Raw genomic sequence first — 20,864 nt, forward strand, 5'->3', positions numbered from 1 at the left:
ACCGCCGCACCGCCCTGCTCGCCGTCCCCCGGCCCGGCCCACCACGCCCCGGCCCACCACGCGACGGCGCTGACCGAGCACGCGGTGATCGCGCCGGCCCGGACAGCCTCGCCGTGGTCGGTGCCCGTCCCCCCGGTCGCCCCCGCGGCCCCCGGCAGCCCCGCCCCTGTCCAGGCACCCGTCTCGCCCGAGGGCCCCGTCGCGGTCCCGGCGCCCTGCGCCTCCTCCTCGGGCACCTCGACCGCCCACTCCCTCGCCGGCGGCGGCAACGCCTCCGCCGACCTCGGCCCCGCCGTCCCCGCCGCCTCGGCCGGGACCGCCACCGCGAGCACCCTCGCCGCCGTGGCCTCCGTCGTCGACAGCGACGACGACCCGGGCTCCCGCCCGGACTGACCGCCTCCCCGCGCGGTCCCGCCCCGTCCCCGGTGTGCCCACGGGGGGCACATCACGACGGGCGACACCCCGGGCCAGGCCAGCCCGGCACCCGCGCAGCAGCCCCGCCCACGCCGAGCTCGGCTCGGCACGCCCGGCACCACGGGTCGGCGGTTCCCACGGGGGCTCGCGACCGCTCCACCCCTGCACCACCCATCCCGCACCACCCGCTCGTGCGCAACGACGCACACCAGCACACGAAGGACCCACCATGAACCGAACCGTGCGCAACGGCCTCGCCGTTGCCACCATGGCCGGGGGCATCTGGCTCCTCGGCCAGGCGGTCGCCTCGGCAGACGTCGAAGCCACCGCCGACGCGGTGAACGGATCCGCGACGAGCTCCTCCTCCTCCGAAGCCGTCGGCGGTGACGCCGACTCGGTCGGCCACGACGTCGTCGTCGCGCCGACCCAGTCCGCCGAGAGCGGGGGCAACGCCGGCGTCGCCAACAGCGGCAACACCGTCGTCGTCGAGTCCGGCGGCGCGCACAGCAGCGACTCCGGCAACCCCACCACGAGCAGCGGCAGCGCCACGGTGACCAACACCGGCGGCGACGCCAGCAACAGCGTCGGCGACACCACGGTCGACGGGGACACCACCGCCGTCGCCGGCGGGGCCTCCAGCGGCTCGGCCACCGGGTCCGCGGACTCCGCCTCCGTCGGTGGCGGTGGCGGTGGCGTCGGTGGCGGTGGTGAGACCAGCGAGGGCACCGCCTCCGCTGCCACGACGTCCAGGTCCGAGGGTTCGGGCGGGTCCTCCACCACGGCGGGCACCGTCGCCGCCGGTGGTTCGGCCGACGCGGGTGGCCACGTCGTCGTGGTCGCGCCCGAGCAGGAGGCCGTGGCGGCCGGCAACGTCGGCGCGGCCAACAGCGGCAACACCGTCACCGTCTACTGCATCAACTTCAAGAACGTCACCACCTGCGGCAACGCGATCACCACGAGCGGCGACGCCTCGGTGACCAACACCGGGGGCAACGCCAGCAACGTCGTCGGCGGCACCACGGTCAGCGGCACCACCACGGCAACCGGGGGCGACGCCACCACCGGCGACGCCTCGGGCTCGGCGGACAGCGTCGACCTGGCCGAGTTCTACGAGATGCTCGCGGCCTGGCTGGCCGGCGGTGGGTCCTCCACCGACGTCTTCTCCGGGGCCTACGGCGGCGACGCCGACGCCTACGGGCACGGCGTCCTCGTCGCGCCCCAGCAGTACGCGGGCGCCGGTGGGAACCAGGGCTACGCCAACAGCGGCAACACCGTGACCGTCTACTGCATCAACTTCAAGTCCGACAACAACTGCAACCCGGTGACCACCAGCGGCAACGCCTCGGTCACCAACGTCGGCGGCAACGCCAGCAACACCGTGGGTGACACCACCGTCCACGGCAGCACCTCCGCCACCGGCGGCGCCGCCACCTCCGGCGACGCCACCGGTTCCGCAGACAGCGCGACCGTCGGCTACGGCTACGGCTCCGGCTCGGACACCGAGGTCTCCACCGAGGCCGACGGCGGCTGGGCGTCGTCCGAGGGTCACCTGGTGGCCGTCGTGCCCGGCCAGTACGCGCTGTCCGGCGGCAACAAGGGCTGGGCCAACTCCGGCAACACCGTCGTCGTCCACTGCTTCAACTACAAGAGCAACAACAACTGCAACCCCGTCACCACGAGCGGCAACGCCTCGGTGAGCAACACCGGCGGCAACGCCAGCAACCACGTCGGCGACACCACCGTCCACGGCACCACCTCCGCCACCGGCGGCAACGCCACCTCCGGCGACGCCACCGGTTCCGCCGACAGCCTGTCCGTCGGCTCCGGCTACAGCGGCGGCTCGTCCACCTCGGTGGACGGCTACGCCGCCGGCGGCGACGCCTCGGCCGCAGGCCACTGGGTGCTCGTCGCCCCGGGTCAGTGGGCCTGGTCCGGCGGCAACAAGGGCTGGGCCAACTCGGGCAACACGGTGATCGTGCACTGCTACAACTTCAAGAGCGACAACAACTGCAACCCGGTCACCACCAGCGGTGACGCCACCGTCGTGAACGAGGGCGGCAACGCCTCCAACCACGTCGGCGACACCACGGTCGGCGGCTGCACCTCGGCCGTCGGCGGTTCGGTCAACGGTGCGACCTCCGGCACGGGCTGCGCGGCCGAGGAGCCGGCCACCCCGGCCGAGCCCACCCACCCGGCGCAGCCCGGGACCCCGGAGACCCCGGCGCACCCGGAGACCCCGGCGGCCTCGGAGCACCCGGCTGCTGCCCCCGCGCAGCACGTCGCTCCGGTCGCCTCGGTCGTCGCGGGCGCCGGCCACGGCACCGCGGTGACCGCGTCGTACTCGGCCCCGGCCTCGCTGGCCTACACCGGTGCCGACGTCTCCGACGCGCTGGGTCTGGGCCTGCTGGCCCTGGCAGGTGGCCTGGGCCTGGCCCTGGCCGGGCGTCGCCGCACGGCGGCCTGATCGACCCCGGTCCGCCGTCCCGAGTCCCGGGCCGGCGGACCGGTCACCACCTCGGCGGCCCGCCCTCCCCTGAACCCGGGGGGCGGGCCGTCGGCCTGCCCGGCGCAGCGGGTGCGCCCTACCGCCACCCCCGGCCCGGGCCGGAGCGCACGCGCGTCCGTGCTGCGCGCCCACCCGGGTCACCCCCGGCCGGGACCCGCACCCGGGCGCAGCGGGGAACGGTGCGCGCCTGCTCCCCTGCTCAGACCAGCTCGACGCCGGGGTAGAGCGGGTGGGCGCCGACAATCTCCGCGGCCCGGGCGCGGGTGCGCTCGGCCACGCCGTCGGCGATGCGGAACTTGACCTTCGAGTCGCCCTCGGCCGTGGTGGCCTCCAGGACGTCGGCCATCAGGTCGCCCACCTCGGCGAGCTCGGCGGTGCCCAGCCCGCGGGTGGTCAGCGCCGGGGTGCCCAGCCGGACACCGGAGGTGTACCAGGGACCGTTCGGGTCCCCCGGCACGGCGTTGCGGTTGGTGACCAGGCCGCTCTCCAGCAGCGCCGCCTCGGCCTGCCGGCCGGTGAGCCCGGCACCGGAGACGTCGGCCAGCACCAGGTGGTTGTCGGTGCCCCCGGTGACCAGGGTGACCCCCCGGCGCAGCAGCGCCTCGGCCAGCGCGCGGGAGTTGTCCACGATCCGCTGCGCGTAGTCGGCGAACTCGGGCCGGCGGGCTTCGGCGAACGCGACCGCCTTGGCGGCCATCACGTTCCCCAACGGACCGCCGAGCACCAGCGGGCACCCGCGGTCGACCGACGGCGCGTACTCCTCGGTGCACAGCACCATGCCGCCGCGCGGGCCGCGCAGCGACTTGTGCGTGGTGGTGGTGACGACGTCGGCGTGCGCGACCGGGTCGAAGTCACCGGTCAGCACCTTGCCGGCGACCAGGCCGGCGAAGTGGGCCATGTCGACCATCAGGGTGGCCCCGACCTCGTCGGCGATCTCGCGCATCGCGGCGAAGTCGACCAGCCGCGGGTAGGCGGAGTACCCGGCGACCAGGATCAGCGGGCGGAACTCCTGGGCCTGGGCACGCAGTGCGGCGTAGTCGATCAGGCCGGTCGCCGGGTCGGTGCCGTAGCTGGCCTGCTCGAACATCTTGCCGCTGATGTTGGGCCGGAAGCCGTGCGTGAGGTGGCCGCCGGCGTCCAGGCTCATGCCCAGCATCCGCTGGTCGCCCAGCGAGCGGCGCAGCCTCGCCCAGTCCTCGGCCCCCATGGCGTCGACGTTCTTGACCCCGGCCTCGGCCAGCGCGGGCGCCTCGACCCGGTGGGCCAGGATCGCCCAGAAGGCGACCAGGTTGGCGTCGATGCCCGAGTGCGGCTGCGGGTAGGCGTGGTCGGCACCGAAGAGGGCCGTCGCGTGGTCGGCGGCCAGCCGCTCGACGGCGTCGATGTTCTGGCAGGCGGCGTAGAAGCGGCGGCCGGGGGTGCCCTCGGCGTACTTGTCGCTCATCCAGTTGCCCATGGCCAGCAGCACCGCCGGCGAGGCGTAGTTCTCGCTGGCGATCAGCTTCAGGCTGCTGCGCTGGTCGGCCAGCTCCTGCCCGATGGCCGCGGCCACCGTGGGCTCGACCTCGGCGATGACCTCGAGCGCGGTCTGGAAGGCGACGCTCTCGCGGGACGTGGTGGTGGTCATGGGGCTCCTCCGGGATCGCTGGTGCCCAGGCGCGCGGCGATGGCGTCGGGACCGCTCCCCGGTGGTGTCCCACCTGTGCGCCAGTCACGGCCCGGCGACGAGGGTACCCACCCGCGCGCCGGGCCCGACCGGATCAGCTCGCCGGGGACACCGAGCTCATGTTGAAGTCCGGCACCCGCAGCATCGGCATCGCCGCGCGGGTGAACCAGTCGTTCCACTCCCGCGGCAGGGTGCGCTCGGTGACCGACGCCTGGGTGGCCCGGCCCAGCAGCGACACCGGCGACTCGTTGAACCGGAAGTTGTTCACCGCGCCGGTGACCTCGCCGTCCTCGACGAGGAAGACGCCGTCGCGGGTGAGCCCGGTCAGCAGGAGGGTCTGCGGGTCGACCTCGCGGATGTACCAGAGCGTGGTCAGCAGCAGCCCGCGCTGCGTCGAGGCGATCATCTCGTCGGTGGTCGCGGTGGCGCCGGGGTCGCCGAGCACGATGTTGTCCACGGCGCCGACGGCGGGCGCGGTCTGCTGCAGCGCCCAGGCCCTGGGCCGGACCAGGTTGGTCAGCACGCCGCCTGCGATCCAGTCGGTGGCCGGGGTGGCCATGCCGTTGTCGAACACCGACGCCGCACCCGAGGAACCGCCGACGACCTGGAACGGGGCGCTCTCCAGGCCGGGCTCGGCCGGGTCGCTGCGCAGGGTGAGCGGCAGGCCGCAGATGCGGTCGCCGATGCGGTTGCCGCCGCCGGGCCGGGCGTAGACGTTGCGGCCCTCGTCGGCGTCGCGGGCCTCCATCGTCCAGTAGGCGTAGATCATCAGGTCGCTGACCGCGGACGGCGGGAGCAGCGTCTCGTACCGGCCGGCGGGCAGGTCGACCCGGCGCTGCGACCAGGCCATCTTGCGCTGCACGTCGGCGGCCAGCGCCTCGATCGAGACGTCGGTGAAGTCGCGGGTGCCGACGCCGGCCCAGACCGAGCGGCCGAAGTCGCGGGTCTTGCCGTTGAGCTCGACCCGGCCGGTGGGCTGGTCGTGCCGCAGCCGCAGGCCGGTGGAGGTGCCCAGCCACGTGGTCGACATCTGGTGCTCGGCGAACCCGAACAGCAGCTCGTCGCGACCGCCGGCCTCCCCGAACGCCTGCCCCAGCGCCGGGGCGACATCACCGAAGACCTCGATGGAGGTGGTGGCGGGGTCGGCGTCCCAGTCGCCGGCGGACACCGGCGCCATCGGGTCGCCGGGGCCGATGAGCGGCACCGCGTCCTCGGCCGGACCGGCGTCGCGGGCGGCCTGCTCGCTGGCGGCGACCAGCTCGGCGACGTCCGGCGTCCCGGTGCGGGCCACGGTGCCCGCGGCCATGCCTGCGCCGCCGTCGACGAAGCTGATGACGACGACCTGGCGGGAACGCATCGCGCCGTTGGTGGTCAGGCTGTTGCTCGCCCACCGCAAGTTGGCCTCGGAGCTGTCGACGACGTAGGCCACGGCCCCGTCGGCGGTGGAGGCGGCGAGCGCCGCCTCCACGATCTGCTGGCCCGTCATGGCAGTCACTGGCCGCCCTCCTGCACCGTGTTGAGGATGGTCGTGCCCTCGAAGAGGGCGCTGGGGCAGCCGTGGCTGACCGGGGCGACCTGGCCGGGCTGGGCCTTGCCGCAGTTGAAGGCGCCACCCAGGACGTAGGTCTGCGGCCCGCCGACCCGGGACATCGAACCCCAGAAGTCGGTGGTGGTGGCCTGGTAGGCGACGTCCTTGACCTGGCCGGCGAGCTCCCCGCCCTCGATCTTGTAGAACCGCTGGCCGGTGAACTGGAAGTTGTAGCGCTGCATGTCGATCGACCAGCTCTTGTCGCCGACGACGTAGATCCCGCGGTCGACGCCGGAGATGATCTCCTCGGTGCTGGGCCCGTCGGGGGCCGGCTGCAGCGAGACGTTGGCCATCCGCTGCACCGGCACGTGCCCGGCGGAGTCGGCGAAGGCGCAGCCGTTGGAGCGGCCCATGCCGCGCAGCCGGGCCATGTTGCGGTCGACCTGGTAGCCGACCAGGACGCCGTCCTTGACGATGTCCCACTGCTGGCCGGCCACGCCCTCGTCGTCCCAGCCGATGGTGGACAGCCCGTGCTCGGCGGTGCGGTCGCCGGTGACGTTCATCAGCGACGAGCCGTACTGCAGGCTGCCGAGCTTGTCGACGGTCGCGAACGACGTCCCGGCGTAGGCCGCCTCGTAGCCCAGCGCGCGGTCGAGCTCGGTGGCGTGGCCGATCGACTCGTGGATGGTGAGGAACAGGTTGGAGGGGTCGACGACGAGGTCGTAGCGGCCCGGCTCGACCGAGGGGGCCTTGACCCGCTCCCGCAGGTGCTCGGGGATCTCGGCCAGCTCGCCGCGCCAGTCCCACCCGGTGCCGGTCAGGTACTCCCAGCCGCGGCCGGCCGGCGGCGCCAGCGTGCGCATCGACTCGAAGCCGCCGGTGACCCGGTCGACGGTGAGCGCGGTGAAGGTGGGGTGGATGCGCACGCGCTGCTGACGGGTGCGGGTGCCGCTGGTGTCGGCGTAGTACTTGCACTCCTTGACGTGCATGACGTCGGACTGCACGTGCTCCACGCCGTCGGCGGCCAGCAGCTGCTCCGACAGCTCGACCATCAGGCCGGTCTTCTCGGCCTCGGGCACCTCGAACGGGTCGATGTCGTAGGCCGACACCCACTCGGCGTCGGGGTAGGCCGGCTCGGGGGCGAGCTCGACCCGGTCGGTGTTCAGCGCCGCGGAGACCTGGGCGACGGCGACGGCCTCCTCGGCGAGCCGCACCGCCTCGGCGGCGGTCAGGACGACGCCGGCGGCGAACCCCCACGTGCCCTCGTGCACGACCCGGACGGCCAGGCCCAGGTCCTCGCCGTCGGCGGCGGCCTCGACGCGGGCGTCGCGCAGCCGGATGGTCTGGGTGCGGATGCGCTCGACCCGGATGTCGGCGTGCTCGCAGCCCAGGTCGACGGCGCGGGTGAGCGCGGCATCGGTGAGCGCGGACAGCGGGAGCGCGAGGAACGACTCGTCCACGGAGCGGGGTTGTGCCACGCACCACTGTCTACCAGCCGGGTCCGACAGGGACACTGGAGTTCGTGAGCAGAGCTACCGATCCGTACCGCATCTCGATGGTCTGCCTGGGCAACATCTGCCGCTCCCCGATCGCCGAGGTGGTGCTGCGGGAGATGGTCGAGGCCGAAGGCCTGGACGTCGTCGTCACCTCGGCCGGCACCGGCCCCTGGCACGTGGGCGGGCCGATGGACCCCGGGTCGGCCGCCGTCCTGGCCGAGCACGGCCTGGACCCCAGCAGGCACGTCGCGCAGCAGATGACCGCGCGGCGGGTCGGGGAGTTCGACCTGCTGGTGGCGATGGACCGCTCGAACCGCGACGACCTGCTGGACATGCTCGGCGAGCGACCGCACCCGCAGGTGGTGCTGCTGCGCGACTTCGACCCCGACGGCGAGGCGGACCGGTCCGTCCCGGACCCCTACGGCGGTGGGCCGGAGGGCTTCACGACCGTCTACCGGCAGGTCGAGGCGGCCTGCGCCGGTCTGGTCGCGCAGCTCCCGGCACTCATGGACCGGCGCGCGGCGGGGTAGGGGGTCGGGGGTGCCCCCCGACGACGTCACCCTGACCTTCGACGGGACGGCGACCACCCTGCTCCGGCTCGGCCCGGTCACCCTCCTCACCGACCCCAACTTCCTGCACCGCGGCGAGCGCGCCCACCTCGGCTACGGCCTGTCCAGCCGGCGGCTCACCGACCCGGCCCTGCAGCCCGACGACCTGCCCGGTCTGGACGCCGTCCTGCTCTCGCACATGCACGGCGACCACTGGGACCGCCGGGCCACCCGTGGCCTGCCGAAGCCGTCGCGGGTGCTGACCAGGCCGGAGGCCTCCCGCTGCCTGGCCGACCGCGGGTTCACCGCCACCGAGGACCTCCGGCCGTGGCAGACCACCACCGTCGAGCGGGACGGCGTCGTCGTCCGAGTCACCTCGGTGCCCGGCGTGCACGGCCCGGGCCCGCTGGGCCGGCTGCTGCCGCAGGTGATGGGCAGCGTGCTGGAGCTGGTGCGGGACGGCGAGGTGCGCTGGCGCGGCTACGTCACCGGCGACACCCTGTTCCGCCCCGCGCTGGCCCAGGTGCTGGAGCGGTGCGGCCCGCTGGACGCGCTGGTGCCGCACCTCGGCGGCACGAAGCTCGGCCCGTTCCTGGTCACCATGGACGGCCGGCAGGGCGCTGACCTGGTCGAGCTGCTGCGGCCCGGGGTCACCGTGCCGGTGCACTACGACGACTACGGCCTGTTCAAGGACCCGCTGGGCACCGTCGTCCAGGAGGTCACCCGGCGCCGGCTGCCCGGCACGCTGCGCCCGGTCGTCCGCGGCCAGACGGTGTCACTCACCGCGTGACCTGCCCTGGACAGGACCGGCAGCCCGCACCTGGTCGACCCCGAGGTTGGCCAGCGCGTCGGCCCGCTCGTTGCCGGGGTCGCCTGCGTGCCCCTTGACCCAGGTCCACCGCACCTCGTGCCCGGCCACCGCGGCGTCGAGGGCACGCCACAGGTCCTCGTTCTTCACCGGCGCCTTCGCCGCGGTGCGCCAGCCGTTGCGCTTCCACCCGGCCGTCCAGCTCTGGACGCCCTTCATGACGTACGTGGAGTCGATGCGCAGGTCCACCGACGAGCGCCGGGTCAGCGCACCGAGGCCCTGGATGACCGCGGTGAGCTCCATGCGGTTGTTCGTCGTCTCCTGCTCGCCGCCGAACAGCTCCCGCTCGTGCACGCCGGACCTCAGCAGCACGCCCCAGCCACCGACTCCCGGGTTGCCCTTGCACGCGCCGTCGGTCCACATGCTCACCACGGGGAGTGCTGGTTCCGCCACGCCGCGGAACCCTACGTCCAGCCGGGAGGGGGTCAGCGTGCCTCGGCGGCCAGGCGGAGGCCGCGCTCCTGCACCTGGGCGCGCAGCTCCGCCTCGTCGACGGTGGTGGACACGCCGTCGCGGACGACCTGGCGGCCGGCGACCCAGGTGTCGCGGACGTGCCGCGAGCCCACCGACCACACCAGGTGGGTGACCAGGTCGGTGAGGTCGCCGACCGGGGTGAAGGCGATGTCGTCGGTGTCCACGTGCACCAGGTCGGCCCGCCGTCCCGCCTCCAGCACCCCCAGGTCGGGGCGGTCGATCGCCGCGGCGGCCGCGCCGGTGGCCAGCCAGAACGCCTCGGGGGCGGTCAGCGCCAGGGCGTCGCGCTCCCGCAGGCGCGCCAGCTGGGCGGCCAGCCGCAGGTCCTCGAAAAGGTCCAGGTTGTCGTTGGACGCCGGCCCGTCGGTGCCGATCCCCACCCGGATGCCGCGGTCGAGCATGTCGCGCAGGCGCGCCGTCCCGCTGGCCAGCTTGGTGTTGGAGCCCGGGCAGTGCGCGACGGCGACGTCGTGCTCCCGCCAGATCTCGAGGTCGGCGTCGTCCATGTGCACGCAGTGCGCGCCGAGCACCCGGCCGCCGAGGACGTCGTGGGCGGCGAGCAGCTGCGGCACCGAGACCCCGTGCTCGGTCAGCAGGTCGTCACCCTCGGTGGCGGTCTCGGCCACGTGCACGGTGAGCAGCAGGCCGTGCTCGCGGGCGGCGGCCCCGGCGTCCCGCAGCACCGGTAACGGCACGGTGTAGGCCGAGTGCGGGCCGATGCCGAACTCCACCTGCTCGTCCGAGGACGCCGACAGGCGCACCGCGGTGGCCAGCTGCTCGTCGAAGGTGCCGAAGCCGGGCAGCCCGATCAGCGGGTTGGCCACCACCGCGCGGGCGCCGGTGGTGCGCACGGCCGCGGCCAGCCGCTCGGGCTGGAAGTACATCTCCACGCTGGTGGTGACCCCGTGCCGCAGCATCTCCGCCGACGCCGCGGTCATGGCGACCTCGACGTCCTCCGGGGTCAGCCTGGCCTCGCGGGGCCACATCACCTCGCGCAGCCAGCGGTCCAGCGGCAGGCCCTCGCCCTGACCGCGGAACAGCACCATCGGCGCGTGCGAGTGCGTGTTCACCATGCCGGGCACGAGGACGCCGGGCAGCCGGGTCACCTCGGCGTCCGACGCCGGCGCCTCGGCAGCGGGGCCCACCCAGCTGATCAGCCCGTCGGCGACGTCGAGGACGGCATCGGGGACGACGGTGCCGGCCCGGTCGCCGACGACGACGGCCCGGGCGGTGAATCGGTGCGCCATGCCCCCGGACGCTAGCCGCCGATACCGTGGGCGCATGTCCGTCCTCGCCGCGACCTCGTCCGACCAGGGTGGCATCACCGGGTTCCTGCTCGACCTGATCGAGACCCTGGGCCCGGTGGGCGTCGGGATGACCATCTTCATCGAGACGGTCGTCCCGCCCATCCCGAGCGAGGTGGTGCTCAGCGCCGCGGGCGTGCTCATCAACGACGGCCGCATGGCCCTGGTCCCGGTGATCCTGTTCGCGACGCTGGGTTCGGTGCTGGGCGCAGCGGTGCTCTACCAGGTGGGCCGGTCGCTGGGGCCGCGCCGGTCGCACGCCTTCCTCGACCGGCTGCCGCTGGTCAAGACCGAGGACGTCGACCGCACCTTCGAGTGGTTCGAGCGGCACGGTCGCCCGGCGGTGTTCTTCGGCCGGATGGTGCCCATCGTGCGCAGCTTCGTCTCCGTCCCGGCCGGGGTGGTGAGGATGCCGTGGGCGCAGTTCCTGGCCTACACCACGGCCGGGTCGCTGATCTGGAACTCGCTGCTCATCGGGCTCGGGGTGGCCCTCGGCGACGTGGTCGACGAGTACCTGCAGTACGTCGACTACGTCATCTACGTCGCCGTCGTCGCCGTCGTCGCGTGGTTGGTCATGCGGGCGGTGAAGGAGAAGCTGAGCCAGGGCGACGTCGAACCCGACCGCAGCGCGGCCGACCGCATCCTGGAGGCCGAGCAGCGGGAGAGGGACGACCGGTGACCCGCACCCGGCCCGCCGTCGTCGCCTTCGACGTCAACGAGACACTCCTCGACGTCGGGCCGGTGGCCGCTGCGCTGGCCTCCTACGGGGTCCCCGAGCAGCTGTTCGGCACCGTCTTCGGCCGCACCCTCGGCACCGGGTTCGCCCTCACGCTGACCGGCGCGTGGTGCTCGTTCCGCGACGCCTTCGACGCCGCGCTGGCCCAGCTGACCGACCTGGACGGCGACCAGCGCTCAGCGGTGGCCGACGTGTTCGGCCAGCTGCACCCACACCCCGACGTCCGGCCCGCCCTGGAGCTGCTGGCCGGCGCCGGCGTCCGGGCGGTCACCCTCACGCACGGTGGTCCCGGCATCGCCGAGGCCGGGCTCGCCCGCGGCGGGGTGGACCACCTGGTCGAGCGGTCGCTGTCCGCGCAGTCGATCCGGGCGTGGAAGCCCGCGCGCGAGGTCTACCTCTGGGCGGCAGGCGTCTGCGACGTCGTCCCGGCCGACCTCGCGCTCGTCGCGGTGCACGGGTGGGACGTCCACGGCGCGCAGCGGGCCGGGCTGACCGGGGGCTGGGCCGCCCGCGCCGAGCACCGGCACGCGCCGGTGCTCGACGACGCGCACGTCAGCGGCGCCGACCTCGTGGAGGTCGTGCAGGGCCTGCTGGCGCTGCCCCCGCGCGGGTGATCGGACGAGCCGGGCCCGCAACCCTGCACTAGCGTGACCTGGCCTGCAGGTTCCGTCCCGAGACTCCCGATGGGGGCCATCCGTGCCAGACCGCCCGACCGACCCCGCCGACGCGACGCCCGACGGCGCGCCCGCCGACCCCGGGGTGCCGTCGGAGGAGGCGCGCCGCCGCACCGACGGTGACCGGTGGCAGGCCGCGCTGGACAGCTGGTCGGGCCCGGCCGCCGAGCCCGAGGGTGGCACCCGCGAGATCCGGCTGGACGGCACCCCCTCGTCCTGGGAGCAGACCGCACAGCAGCCGAGCGTGCCCGAGGACCAGCGGCCCTGGGACCAGCAGTCGGCCGAGCACATCGCCGCCTGGCAGCAGCCGCCGTCGTGGCAGCAGGAGGCGCACGCGCAGCAGGGTGCCCAGAACCGGCAACCACCGGTCGAGACCCCGCCGGCCGCCTCCCCCGCCCCGGAGCAGGCCGCCGAGCCCAGCTGGCGGCCGGCCGACCAGCCGGTCGGGCAGCCGCCCTCGTGGGAGCAGCAGAGCTGGGACAACCGGTCCTGGGAGCAGCAGGTGCCCGCCCAGCCGGCGCCCGCCCCGCCGCAGTCCGGGCCCGCCCAGCAGCCGGCTGCGCAGCAGGAGTGGGGGCAGCAGCCCTCGGGCGGGTGGGGCAGCCAGGGCAGCACCTCGTGGACCCCGCCGGGCGGCGCCCCGGCAGCTGCTCCGCCCTCGCTGACCTCGCAGTCGCTGCTGCGCCAGGCGCCGGAGACCCCGACGCGGGGGTGGCGCCGGTTCGTGCACAAGGCAACCGGCGGCAGCTACAACCCGGGCCTGTCGCAGGCCGAGATCGAGCACCGGGCGATGGTGGCGCGGGTGACCACGCCGGTGCGCGGCTCGAACCGCATCGCCGTCGTCTCGCTCAAGGGCGGCATCGGCAAGACCACCACCACCTGCTGCCTCGGGCTGACCCTGGCCCACCACCGCGGCGACCGGGTGGTCGCCGTCGACGCCAACCCCGACGCCGGGACGCTGGCCGAGCGGCTCACCAACGTCACCGACGTGACCGTGCGGGACCTGCTGAGCGCGAAGGACCGGATCCGCTCCTTCACCGACGTCTCGGCCTACACCTCGCTGGCCGGGCGGCTGCAAGTGCTGGCCAGCGACCAGGACCCGGCACTGTCCGAGGCCTTCAGCGAGGAGGAGTACACGACCGTCGCCGACATCCTCGCGCGGTACTTCAACATCATCCTCACCGACTCGGGCACCGGCCTGCTGCACTCGGCGATGTCCGGGACGCTGGCCATCGCCGACTCCCTGGTCGTCGTCGGCGCGCCCTCGGTCGACGGTGCCAGCCGGGCCAGCAAGACCCTGGACTGGTTGATCGCGCACGGCCACGAGGAGCTGGTCGCCCGCTCGGTCGCGGTCATCTCCAGCGTCCGGCCCAACACCGGCGACGTGGACATGGGCATGGTGCGCGACCACTTCGCCGCCCGCTGCCGCGCCGTGGTCGAGATCCCCTACGACGCCCACCTGGTCACCGGCGGCCTCATCAACCTCGACCGGGTCGGCGCCCCGGCACGCAAGGCCTACCTCGAGCTCGCCGCGCACGTCGCCGACGGGTTCGCCCTGCCCCCGCTGCAACGCCGCCCGGCGTGACGACCCGGGACGTCGACACCCCGCTCGGCCCCGCGCGCGTCACCGTCGACGACCCGATCCGGGACGTCGTCGGCACCCTGCTGCTCGGGCACGGCGCCGGCGGCGGCATCGAGGCGCCCGACCTGCTGGCCGCCACCGACGCCGCGACCGGGCTGGGCTGGCGGGTGCTGCGCGTCGAGCAGCCGTGGCGGGTGGCCGGCAAGCGGGTGGCAGCCGCGCCGCCGAAGCTCGACGAGGGCTGGACGGCGATCCACGGCGAGGTCGGCGACCTGCTCACCGGCCCCGTGGTGCTGGGCGGACGCAGCGCCGGCGCGCGGGTGGCCTGCCGGACGGCGGCGTCCCTGGGTGCGGCGGGCGTGCTGTGCCTGGCCTTCCCGCTGCACCCGCCCGGCACGCCGGAGAAGAGCCGCGCGGCCGAGTTGACCGGGGTCGCCGTCCCGGTGCTGGTGGTGCAGGGCGACAGCGACGCCTTCGGCGGGCCGACCGAGGTGCAGGTGGCCCTGGGCGACCACCCGGCCACCGTGGTGGCGGTGCGCGGTGACCACGCGCTGAAGGCCGACCCGCCCGCCGTCCGCGCCGCCGTCCAGGCCTGGCTCTCCGCCCTCCCCTAGCCCCAGCAACGATCAGGGAGGTTGATCGAACTCCGTCCTCCTGCGCCAGATCTGGTGCAGGAGGCGGGATTTCGATCAACCTCCCTGATCAACGCTGCGGGGTCGGGTCACCGCCGGCGGCGGCGGACGACGAGGGCGACCAGCAGCAGGGCCCCGACGCCGATCGCGGCGGGCTTGGCGAAGCGGGTGAACGCCGCGCCGCCGGCCACGTCGAGCAGGTCGATCGGCTCGGGCTCGGCCTGCGGCTTGCGGGCGGTCGAGGCGGCGGGGGTCGCGGCGACCGGCTTCGCGGCCTCCTTCTTGGCCTCCTCGGCCTTGTCGGCTGCGGCGTCGGCCGCCTGCACGGTGGAGGACGCGGCCTTGCGCGCGGCCTCCGCGATGGGGGTGTCGCCGTCCACGGCCGCCACGGACTCGGCGACCTCGCCCACCGCACCGGCGGCGGTGGCCGCGGCGTCGGCGGCCTTCTCCTTGACGGTGGACTCGACGGTCGGCTCCTGCGCGGGGGCCTCGGTCTCGCCGAGCTGGGCGGCGAGCTTGTCGGCGAACTGGCCGAGCAGCTTGTTGCCGACGTCGGTCATCACGCCCCGACCGAACTGGGCCGGACGGCCGGTGATGTTGAGGTCGGTGAGGACGTCGACGCGGGTCGAGTCGCCCTCGCTCTTCAGCTGGGCGGTGACCACGGCGGCGGCGGTGCCGTTGCCGCGCTGGTCCTTGCCGCGGGCGTCGATGACGGCCTTGTGGGCGTCCTCGTCCTTCTCGATGAAGGAGGCCTTGCCGGCGTAGGTGAGGTTGATCGGGCCGAGCTTGACCTTGACCCGTCCGGTGAAGTCGTCGCCCTCCACGCTGTCGAGCGCGGCGCCGGGCATGCAGGGTGCGATCCGCTCGATGTCGAGCAGCACCTTCCAGGCGTCGTCGACGGGGACGGGGACGAGGAACGAGTTCTCCAACTGCACCGGTGGACCTCCGTAGGTGGGGCGGCCGACCCGCCCCGGGGTGGGGCGGGTCGGCCGGGGAACTGCCTGGGTCGGACGCTACAGCCCGGCGGCTGCCCGCACCGCTCGTCCGGTGAGCACCCGGGCGAGGTGCTGCCGGTAGTCGGCCTGGGCGTTGAGGTCGCTGCTGGGCTCGGTGCCCTCGGCGGCCTGGGCGGCCGCCGCGGTCACCGTCTCCAGGCTGACGTCGGCGCCGACCAGGGCCCGCTCCGTCGCGGTCGCCCGCAGCGGGGTGGAGCCCATGTTGGTCAGCCCGATGCGCGCCTCGGCGATGGTCGAGCCCTCGCGCCGGACGGCCGCGGCCACCGCCACGATCGACCAGGCCTGGGCGACGCGGTTGAACTTCTCGTACCGCACCCCCCACTCGCTGCCGAGCTTGGGCACCCGCACCTCGACGAGCAGCTCGCCCTCCCCCAGCGCCGTCGTCAGGTAGTCGACGAAGAACGACGAGGCCGGCACCGAGCGCCGCGCACCGCCGGGGCCGGCGATGACGAACTCGGCGTCCAGCGCCAGGGCCACGGCCGGCAGGTCGCCGGCCGGGTCGGCGTGCGCCAGGGCGCCGCCGAAGGTGCCGCGGTGCCGGACGGCGGGGTCGGCCACCGTCTCGGTCGCCTCGGCGACGAGCTTCCCGTACTGGGCGATCAGCGGGTCGCGGAGGATGTCCGAGTGCGTGGTCATCGCACCGATGACCAGGGAGTCGCCGTCCTCCCGGACGCCGCGCAGCTCGGCCACCTTCGTCAGGTCGACGACGGTCTCGGGTGCGGCCAGCCGCAGCCGCATGACCGGGATGAGCGACTGCCCACCGGCCATGATCTTCACGTCCTCGCCGCCGTCGGCGATGGCCTGCAGGGCCTCGTCGACGGTGGTGGGGCGGGCGTAGGCGAACGACGCGGGGATCACTTGTCTGCCTCCTCGATGCCGGACTCGGTGGTGCGGGCACCGCCGTAGGCGTTGCTGCCCTCGGCGGCGCGGTCGCCGCCGTCGCCGCCCTCGTGGATGGCCCGCCAGACCCGCTCGGGGGTCAGCGGCATCCGGATGTCGCGCACGCCCAGGTGCCGGACGGCGTCCAGGGCGGCGTTGACCACGGCCGGGGTGCTGGCGATGCACCCCGCCTCGCCGACGCCCTTGGCGCCGAGCGGGTTGGACGTCGCCTCGTGCACCGTGTTGCCGGTGTCGAAGTGCGGCAGGTCCGCGGCCGAGGGCACCAGGTAGTCCACGAACGTGCCGGTGGTCAGGTTGCCGTCGGCGTCGTAGATGGCCTCCTCGTACAGGGCCTGCGCGATGCCCTGGGCGAGACCGCCGTGCATCTGGCCCTCGACGATGATCGGGTTGACGATCGTCCCGATGTCGTCGACCGAGGCGTACTTGCGGATCTTGACGAACCCGGTCTCGGTGTCGACCTCCATCGCGCACAGGTGGGTGCCGTGCGGGAAGGAGAAGTTGACCGGGTCGAAGGCGGCCTCGGCGTCGATCGAGGGCTCGATGCCCTCCGGGTAGTCGTGCGCGGCGAAGATCGCCAGCGCGATCTCCTGGATGCCCAGCCCGGCGCCCGGCGTCCCCTTGACGGAGAACTTCCCGCCGGTGAACTCCAGGTCGTCCTCGCTGGCCTCCAGCAGGTGCGCGGCGATCTTCCGGGCCTTGGCGACGACCTTCTCGGCGGCCTTGACCACCGCGGTGCCGCCGACCACCAGCGAGCGGGAACCGTAGGTGTCCAGGCCGCGGCTGGAGATGGCGGTGTCGCCGTGCAGCACCTCGACGTCCTCGAACGGCACGCCCAGCTCGTCGGCGACGATCTGGCTCCAGGCCGTCTCGTGGCCCTGGCCGTGCGGGGTGGAGCCGGTGACGACCTCGACCTTGCCCGTGGGCAGCATCCGGATGGAGGCCTGCTCCCAGCCGCCGGCGCCGAAGGAGAGCGAACCCAGCACGCGGGAGGGCGCCAGGCCGCACATCTCGGTGAAGGTGGAGATGCCGATGCCCAGCTGCACCGGGTCGTTCGACTCGCGCCGCCGCTGCTGCTCGGCGCGCAGCTCGTCGTAGCCCAGCAGGTCGAGCGCGGCCCGGGTGGCCTGCTCGTAGTCACCGGAGTCGTACTCGAGGCCGGCGACGGTGGTGAAGGGGAACTCCTCCGCCCCGATCCAGTTCTTGCGGCGCAGCTCCATCGGGTCCATGTCGAGCTCGACGGCCAGCTCGTCCATGATCCGCTCGATGGCGAAGGTGGCCTCGGGCCGGCCGGCGCCGCGGTAGGCGTCGGTGGGCACCTTGTTGGTGAACACGCCGTCGCACTCGAAGCGGTAGGCCGGGAACTTGTAGATGCCCGGGAACATGAACGCGCCCAGCGCCGGGACGCCGGGGGTGATCAGCCGCAGGTAGGCGCCCATGTCGGCCAGCAGCCGCACCCGCAGGCCGGTGACGGTGCCGTCCTTCTTCGCCGCGACGTCGATGTACTGGATCTGGTCGCGCCCGTGGTGGGCGGTCATCAGGGACTCCGACCGGGTCTCGGTCCACTTCACCGGCTTGCCCAGCCGGCGGGCGACCAGCAGCGCGAGGATCTCCTCGGGGCAGACCTGCAGCTTGCCGCCGAAGCCACCGCCGACGTCGGGGGCCACCACGCGCAGCTTGTGCTCGGGGATGCCGGTGGTCAGCGCGCCCATGACCCGCAGGATGTGCGGGATCTGGGTGGCCGACCACAGGGTGAAGTTGTCCCCCTGCACGCCCACCACCGCCGAGCGCGGCTCCATGAACGCCGGGATGAGGCGCTGCTGCACGAAGCGGCGGGAGACGGTGACCTCGGCGTCGCGGAAGGCGGCCTCGGTGTCGGCACCGGTGCCGGCCTCGCCGGCGTCGAAGACGAAGTGGTAGCTGGTGTTGGAGCTGGTGGAGGCGTGCACCAGGTCGGCGCCGTCCTTCACCGCCGCCTCCATGTCCAGCACGACCGGGAGGTTCTCGTAGTCGACGTCGATGGACTCCACGGCGTCGACGGCGGCGGTTCGGCTGCGGGCCACCACGATGGCCACGGCCTCGCCCACGTGGTTGACGGTGTCGACCGCGATCGAGGGGTGGCCGGGGTTGACCATGTCGGGGGTGACCGGCCAGGCGCAGGGGATGGTGCCCTGCTCGTCCTTGAAGTCCTGCCCGGTGTAGACCGCGACGACGTTCGGCCGGTCCTTGGCGGCGCTGACGTCGAGGTTGGTGATCCTGGCGTGCGCGACGGGTGAGCGCAGGAACGCCATGTGCAGCATCCCCGGCAGGACCATGTTGTCGGTCCAGGTCGTCTTGCCGGTGATCAGCCGGGCGTCCTCCTTGCGGAGGCGCGCGTTGCCGACCTCCTTGGCGGGCGCCTCGGTGGTGGTGGGCTCGTCGGTGAGGGTCATGCCTGCGCTCCTGCCGTGCTGCTCATCTCGCCGGCGGCCTGCTGCACCGCGCGGACGATGTTCACGTAGCCCGTGCAGCGGCAGAGGTTGCCCTCGATGCCCTCACGGATCTCGGACTCGCTGGGGTTCGGGTTGTTCTTCAGCAGGTCGATCGAGGCCATGATCATCCCGGGCGTGCAGTAGCCGCACTGCAGCCCGTGCTTCTCGTGGAAGGCCCGCTGCACCGGGTGCAGCTCGCCGCCGTCGGCGATGCCCTCGATGGTGGTGACCTCGCTGCCGTCGGCCTGCACGGCCAGCACGGTGCAGGACTTCACGCTCTCGCCGTCCAGGTGGACGGTGCAGGCGCCGCAGTTGCTGGTGTCGCAGCCGACGACGGTGCCGACCTTGCCCAGTTGTTCCCGCAGGTAGTGGACCAGGAGTGTCCTGGGCTCGACGTCGTCCGAGTAGGACGCCCCGTCGACCCGCACGTCGATGTGCGTCATGTGTGCCCTCCGCCTCGTTGCAGGGTCGTGTGACGGCGGTCTCCCGCCACCTGGTAGGAGTGTGCCGACGGACACACCGCTTAGGCCACGCTTACCTCGCGACAGTCGACCCCGTCGTCCGACTGTGCGGCTTCATCAAGCACCAACGACCGCACGTGCGGGGATGTCGTGCCATCCGAGCCGCAGGGACGGCGAGGTGCAACGTTGCAGCGGGTTGCAGCGGTCAGCGCAGCTCGCGGCGGCGCAGCGCCGCCGACCAGGCCAGCACGCCCAGGCCGAGGACGGCGAGGACGACGCCGACCAGCGCGGTGGACGCGTAACCCCACCCCGAGGCGATCACCCACCCACCGAGCAGCGCGCCCAGCCCGTTGGCCGCGTTCAGGGCGGAGTGGTTGAGCGCGGCCCCGAGCAGCTCGGCCTCGCGGGCGACCTCCATCAGCCGCAGCTGCAGGGTCACCACCAGCACCGATGTGACGATCGTGATGCAGAAGGCCAGCGCGACCAGCGACACCACCGACCGGGAGCCGACGTACGCCGCGCCCAGCAGCACGCCGGTGCCGGCCATCGACCAGACCAGCGACCGGAACAGGGCGACGTCGGCGAGCCTGCCACCGAGCACCGTGCCCAGTACGCCGCCGACGCCGAAGGCCAGCAGCACCAACGGGACGACGCCGGCCGGGGCGCCGGCGACCTCGGTGGTCAGCGGGGCGATGTAGGCGTAGAGGGCGAAGAACCCGCCGAACCCGACGACGGCGACGCCGAGGGTCAGCCACACCTGGGGACGGCGCAGCGCGCCCAGCTCGGAGCGCACCGTGGCGTACGGGTTGCCCGGGGTCCGCGGCACGACGGCGAGCACGGCGGCCAGGGTGAGGACGGCGACGGCGAGCACCGCCGCGAACGCCGCTCGCCAGCCCAGCTGCTGGCCGAGCCAGGTGGCGGCCGGCACCCCGGCCAGGGTGGCCGCGGACAGGCCGAGCATGACCGAGCTGACCGCTCGCCCCTTGGCCTCGGGGGCCACCAGGGAGGCCGCGACGAGGGAGGCGACCCCGAAGTAGGCGCCGTGCGGCAGGCCGGCGACGAACCGGGCCGCCAGCAGGGTGCCGTAGCCCGGCGCGACCGCGGTGAGCACCGTCCCGACCAGGAAAGCACCCAGCAGCGCGGCCAGCAGGCCCTTGCGGGGCAGCCGGGCGGCGGTGGCCGCGATGACCGGGGCGCCGACCACCACCCCGAAGGCGTAGGCCGACACCACGTGGCCGGCGGCGGGGATGTCGACGTCCACCCCGCGGGCGATCTCGGGCAGCAGTCCCATCACCACGAACTCGCTGATCCCGATGGCGAAGGCGCCGCAGCTGAGGACCGCGATGGCAAGAACGGCGCGGCGGGTGCCCGTCGGGCGGCTCGCGGTGACGGTCACGTGGTCCGAGCATGCCAGCGCCGGGCCGGGCCGGTGCAGCGCGGCGTCAGGGACGGCGGGGGGCGCGGCGCAGCCGGAGCAGGTGCTGGGCGGCGGCCGCCCGGCGCGGGGAGCTGATCGGCAGGACGTCGAGCAGTGCCTGCCAGACTGCGGGGTCGTCGGCGGCCTCGGGCAGGCGGCTCCAGCGCAGCAGCA

17 protein-coding genes, 1 pseudogene and 1 riboswitch are annotated in these 20,864 nt (G+C 74.0%); of the genes and pseudogenes, 8 read left to right on the plus strand and 10 right to left on the minus strand.

The genetic code is table 11. The features are described 5' to 3' along the window. Together NH342_RS15095 and NH342_RS15100 are read left to right on the plus strand one after the other, a co-directional pair. A pseudogene (locus NH342_RS15095) lies at nt 1-393 on the plus strand (hypothetical protein); the annotation flags it as partial. A gap of 250 nt (nt 394-643) precedes the next feature. Next, nucleotides 644-2,878 (plus strand): hypothetical protein, encoded by a 2,235-nt coding sequence (locus NH342_RS15100; RefSeq protein WP_253015767.1) that lies wholly within the window; start codon nt 644-646, stop codon nt 2,876-2,878. 241 nt (nt 2,879-3,119) lie between these two features. Here NH342_RS15100 and NH342_RS15105 read toward each other — a convergent pair whose 3' ends face one another. The 3 genes from NH342_RS15105 to NH342_RS15115 form a co-directional block, all read right to left on the minus strand. Continuing rightward, nucleotides 3,120-4,547: a glycine hydroxymethyltransferase gene (locus tag NH342_RS15105; protein ID WP_253015769.1), complete on the minus strand. Its 1,428-nt coding sequence runs from the start codon at nt 4,545-4,547 to the stop codon at nt 3,120-3,122. A gap of 16 nt (nt 4,548-4,563) precedes the next feature. Next, nucleotides 4,564-4,645: riboswitch (ZMP/ZTP riboswitch) on the minus strand. A gap of 35 nt (nt 4,646-4,680) precedes the next feature. Further along, nucleotides 4,681-6,072, minus strand: coding sequence for a metallopeptidase TldD-related protein (locus NH342_RS15110; protein WP_253015797.1), 1,392 nt, complete (start codon nt 6,070-6,072; stop codon nt 4,681-4,683). Between the two features lie 5 nt (nt 6,073-6,077). After that, nucleotides 6,078-7,574 (minus strand): TldD/PmbA family protein, encoded by a 1,497-nt coding sequence (locus tag NH342_RS15115; RefSeq protein ID WP_253015771.1) that lies wholly within the window; start codon nt 7,572-7,574, stop codon nt 6,078-6,080. A gap of 62 nt (nt 7,575-7,636) precedes the next feature. Between NH342_RS15115 and NH342_RS15120 the strand changes: the two genes are divergently transcribed. Both NH342_RS15120 and NH342_RS15125 read left to right on the plus strand, forming a co-directional pair. Next, nucleotides 7,637-8,140 (plus strand): low molecular weight protein-tyrosine-phosphatase, encoded by a 504-nt coding sequence (locus NH342_RS15120; protein WP_253015773.1) that lies wholly within the window; start codon nt 7,637-7,639, stop codon nt 8,138-8,140. Between the two features lie 10 nt (nt 8,141-8,150). Next, on the plus strand, nt 8,151-8,948 hold the full coding sequence (locus NH342_RS15125) for an MBL fold metallo-hydrolase (protein ID WP_253015775.1): 798 nt from the start codon (nt 8,151-8,153) through the stop codon (nt 8,946-8,948). Here the strand turns inward: NH342_RS15125 and rnhA are convergent. Together rnhA and NH342_RS15135 are read right to left on the minus strand one after the other, a co-directional pair. Beyond that, the gene (gene rnhA, locus NH342_RS15130) at nt 8,934-9,389 is read right to left on the minus strand and encodes a ribonuclease HI (RefSeq protein ID WP_256480429.1); all 456 of its coding nucleotides are present in this window, start codon (nt 9,387-9,389) and stop codon (nt 8,934-8,936) included. The genes NH342_RS15125 and rnhA overlap by 15 nt on opposite strands. Before the next feature lie 62 nt (nt 9,390-9,451). Next, nucleotides 9,452-10,747: an amidohydrolase family protein gene (locus NH342_RS15135; protein ID WP_253015779.1), complete on the minus strand. Its 1,296-nt coding sequence runs from the start codon at nt 10,745-10,747 to the stop codon at nt 9,452-9,454. A 34-nt stretch (nt 10,748-10,781) separates the two neighbouring features. Between NH342_RS15135 and NH342_RS15140 the strand changes: the two genes are divergently transcribed. The 4 genes from NH342_RS15140 to NH342_RS15155 all read left to right on the plus strand — a co-directional run bounded on the left by NH342_RS15140 (nt 10,782) and on the right by NH342_RS15155 (nt 14,410). Then, entirely contained in the window at nt 10,782-11,483 is a 702-nt protein-coding gene (locus tag NH342_RS15140) for a DedA family protein (protein WP_253015781.1), read from the plus strand. Further along, on the plus strand, nt 11,480-12,154 hold the full coding sequence (locus NH342_RS15145) for an HAD family hydrolase (protein WP_253015783.1): 675 nt from the start codon (nt 11,480-11,482) through the stop codon (nt 12,152-12,154). Before NH342_RS15140 ends, NH342_RS15145 begins: the two co-directional genes overlap by 4 nt. A gap of 82 nt (nt 12,155-12,236) precedes the next feature. Further along, nucleotides 12,237-13,799 carry a MinD/ParA family protein gene (locus NH342_RS24270; protein ID WP_253015785.1) on the plus strand — a complete coding sequence of 521 codons (1,563 nt, stop codon included), beginning with the start codon at nt 12,237-12,239 and terminating at the stop codon, nt 13,797-13,799. Beyond that, complete coding sequence (locus NH342_RS15155) at nt 13,796-14,410, plus strand: alpha/beta family hydrolase (RefSeq protein ID WP_253015787.1); 615 nt, start codon at nt 13,796-13,798, stop codon at nt 14,408-14,410. Before NH342_RS24270 ends, NH342_RS15155 begins: the two co-directional genes overlap by 4 nt. A gap of 107 nt (nt 14,411-14,517) precedes the next feature. Here the strand turns inward: NH342_RS15155 and NH342_RS15160 are convergent, their stop codons facing one another. From NH342_RS15160 to NH342_RS15190, 5 genes are all read right to left on the minus strand, one after another. Continuing rightward, nucleotides 14,518-15,363 (minus strand): SRPBCC family protein, encoded by an 846-nt coding sequence (locus NH342_RS15160; RefSeq protein ID WP_253015789.1) that lies wholly within the window; start codon nt 15,361-15,363, stop codon nt 14,518-14,520. A gap of 78 nt (nt 15,364-15,441) precedes the next feature. Then, on the minus strand, nt 15,442-16,302 hold the full coding sequence (locus NH342_RS15165) for a xanthine dehydrogenase family protein subunit M (protein WP_253015791.1): 861 nt from the start codon (nt 16,300-16,302) through the stop codon (nt 15,442-15,444). Then, on the minus strand, nt 16,299-18,773 hold the full coding sequence (locus tag NH342_RS15170) for a xanthine dehydrogenase family protein molybdopterin-binding subunit (RefSeq protein ID WP_305884921.1): 2,475 nt from the start codon (nt 18,771-18,773) through the stop codon (nt 16,299-16,301). The genes NH342_RS15165 and NH342_RS15170 overlap by 4 nt, the downstream gene beginning before the upstream one ends. Next, a complete protein-coding gene (locus tag NH342_RS15185) occupies nt 18,770-19,255 on the minus strand; it encodes a (2Fe-2S)-binding protein (protein WP_253015793.1) in 486 nt (161 codons plus the stop codon). Before NH342_RS15185 ends, NH342_RS15170 begins: the two co-directional genes overlap by 4 nt. A gap of 223 nt (nt 19,256-19,478) precedes the next feature. After that, nucleotides 19,479-20,669 carry an MFS transporter gene (locus NH342_RS15190; RefSeq protein ID WP_253015795.1) on the minus strand — a complete coding sequence of 397 codons (1,191 nt, stop codon included), beginning with the start codon at nt 20,667-20,669 and terminating at the stop codon, nt 19,479-19,481. Between the last annotated feature and the right edge of the window lie 195 nt (nt 20,670-20,864).

It is taken from the genome of Klenkia sp. PcliD-1-E, from assembly GCF_024124375.1.
GTDB lineage: Bacteria > Actinomycetota > Actinomycetes > Mycobacteriales > Geodermatophilaceae > Klenkia.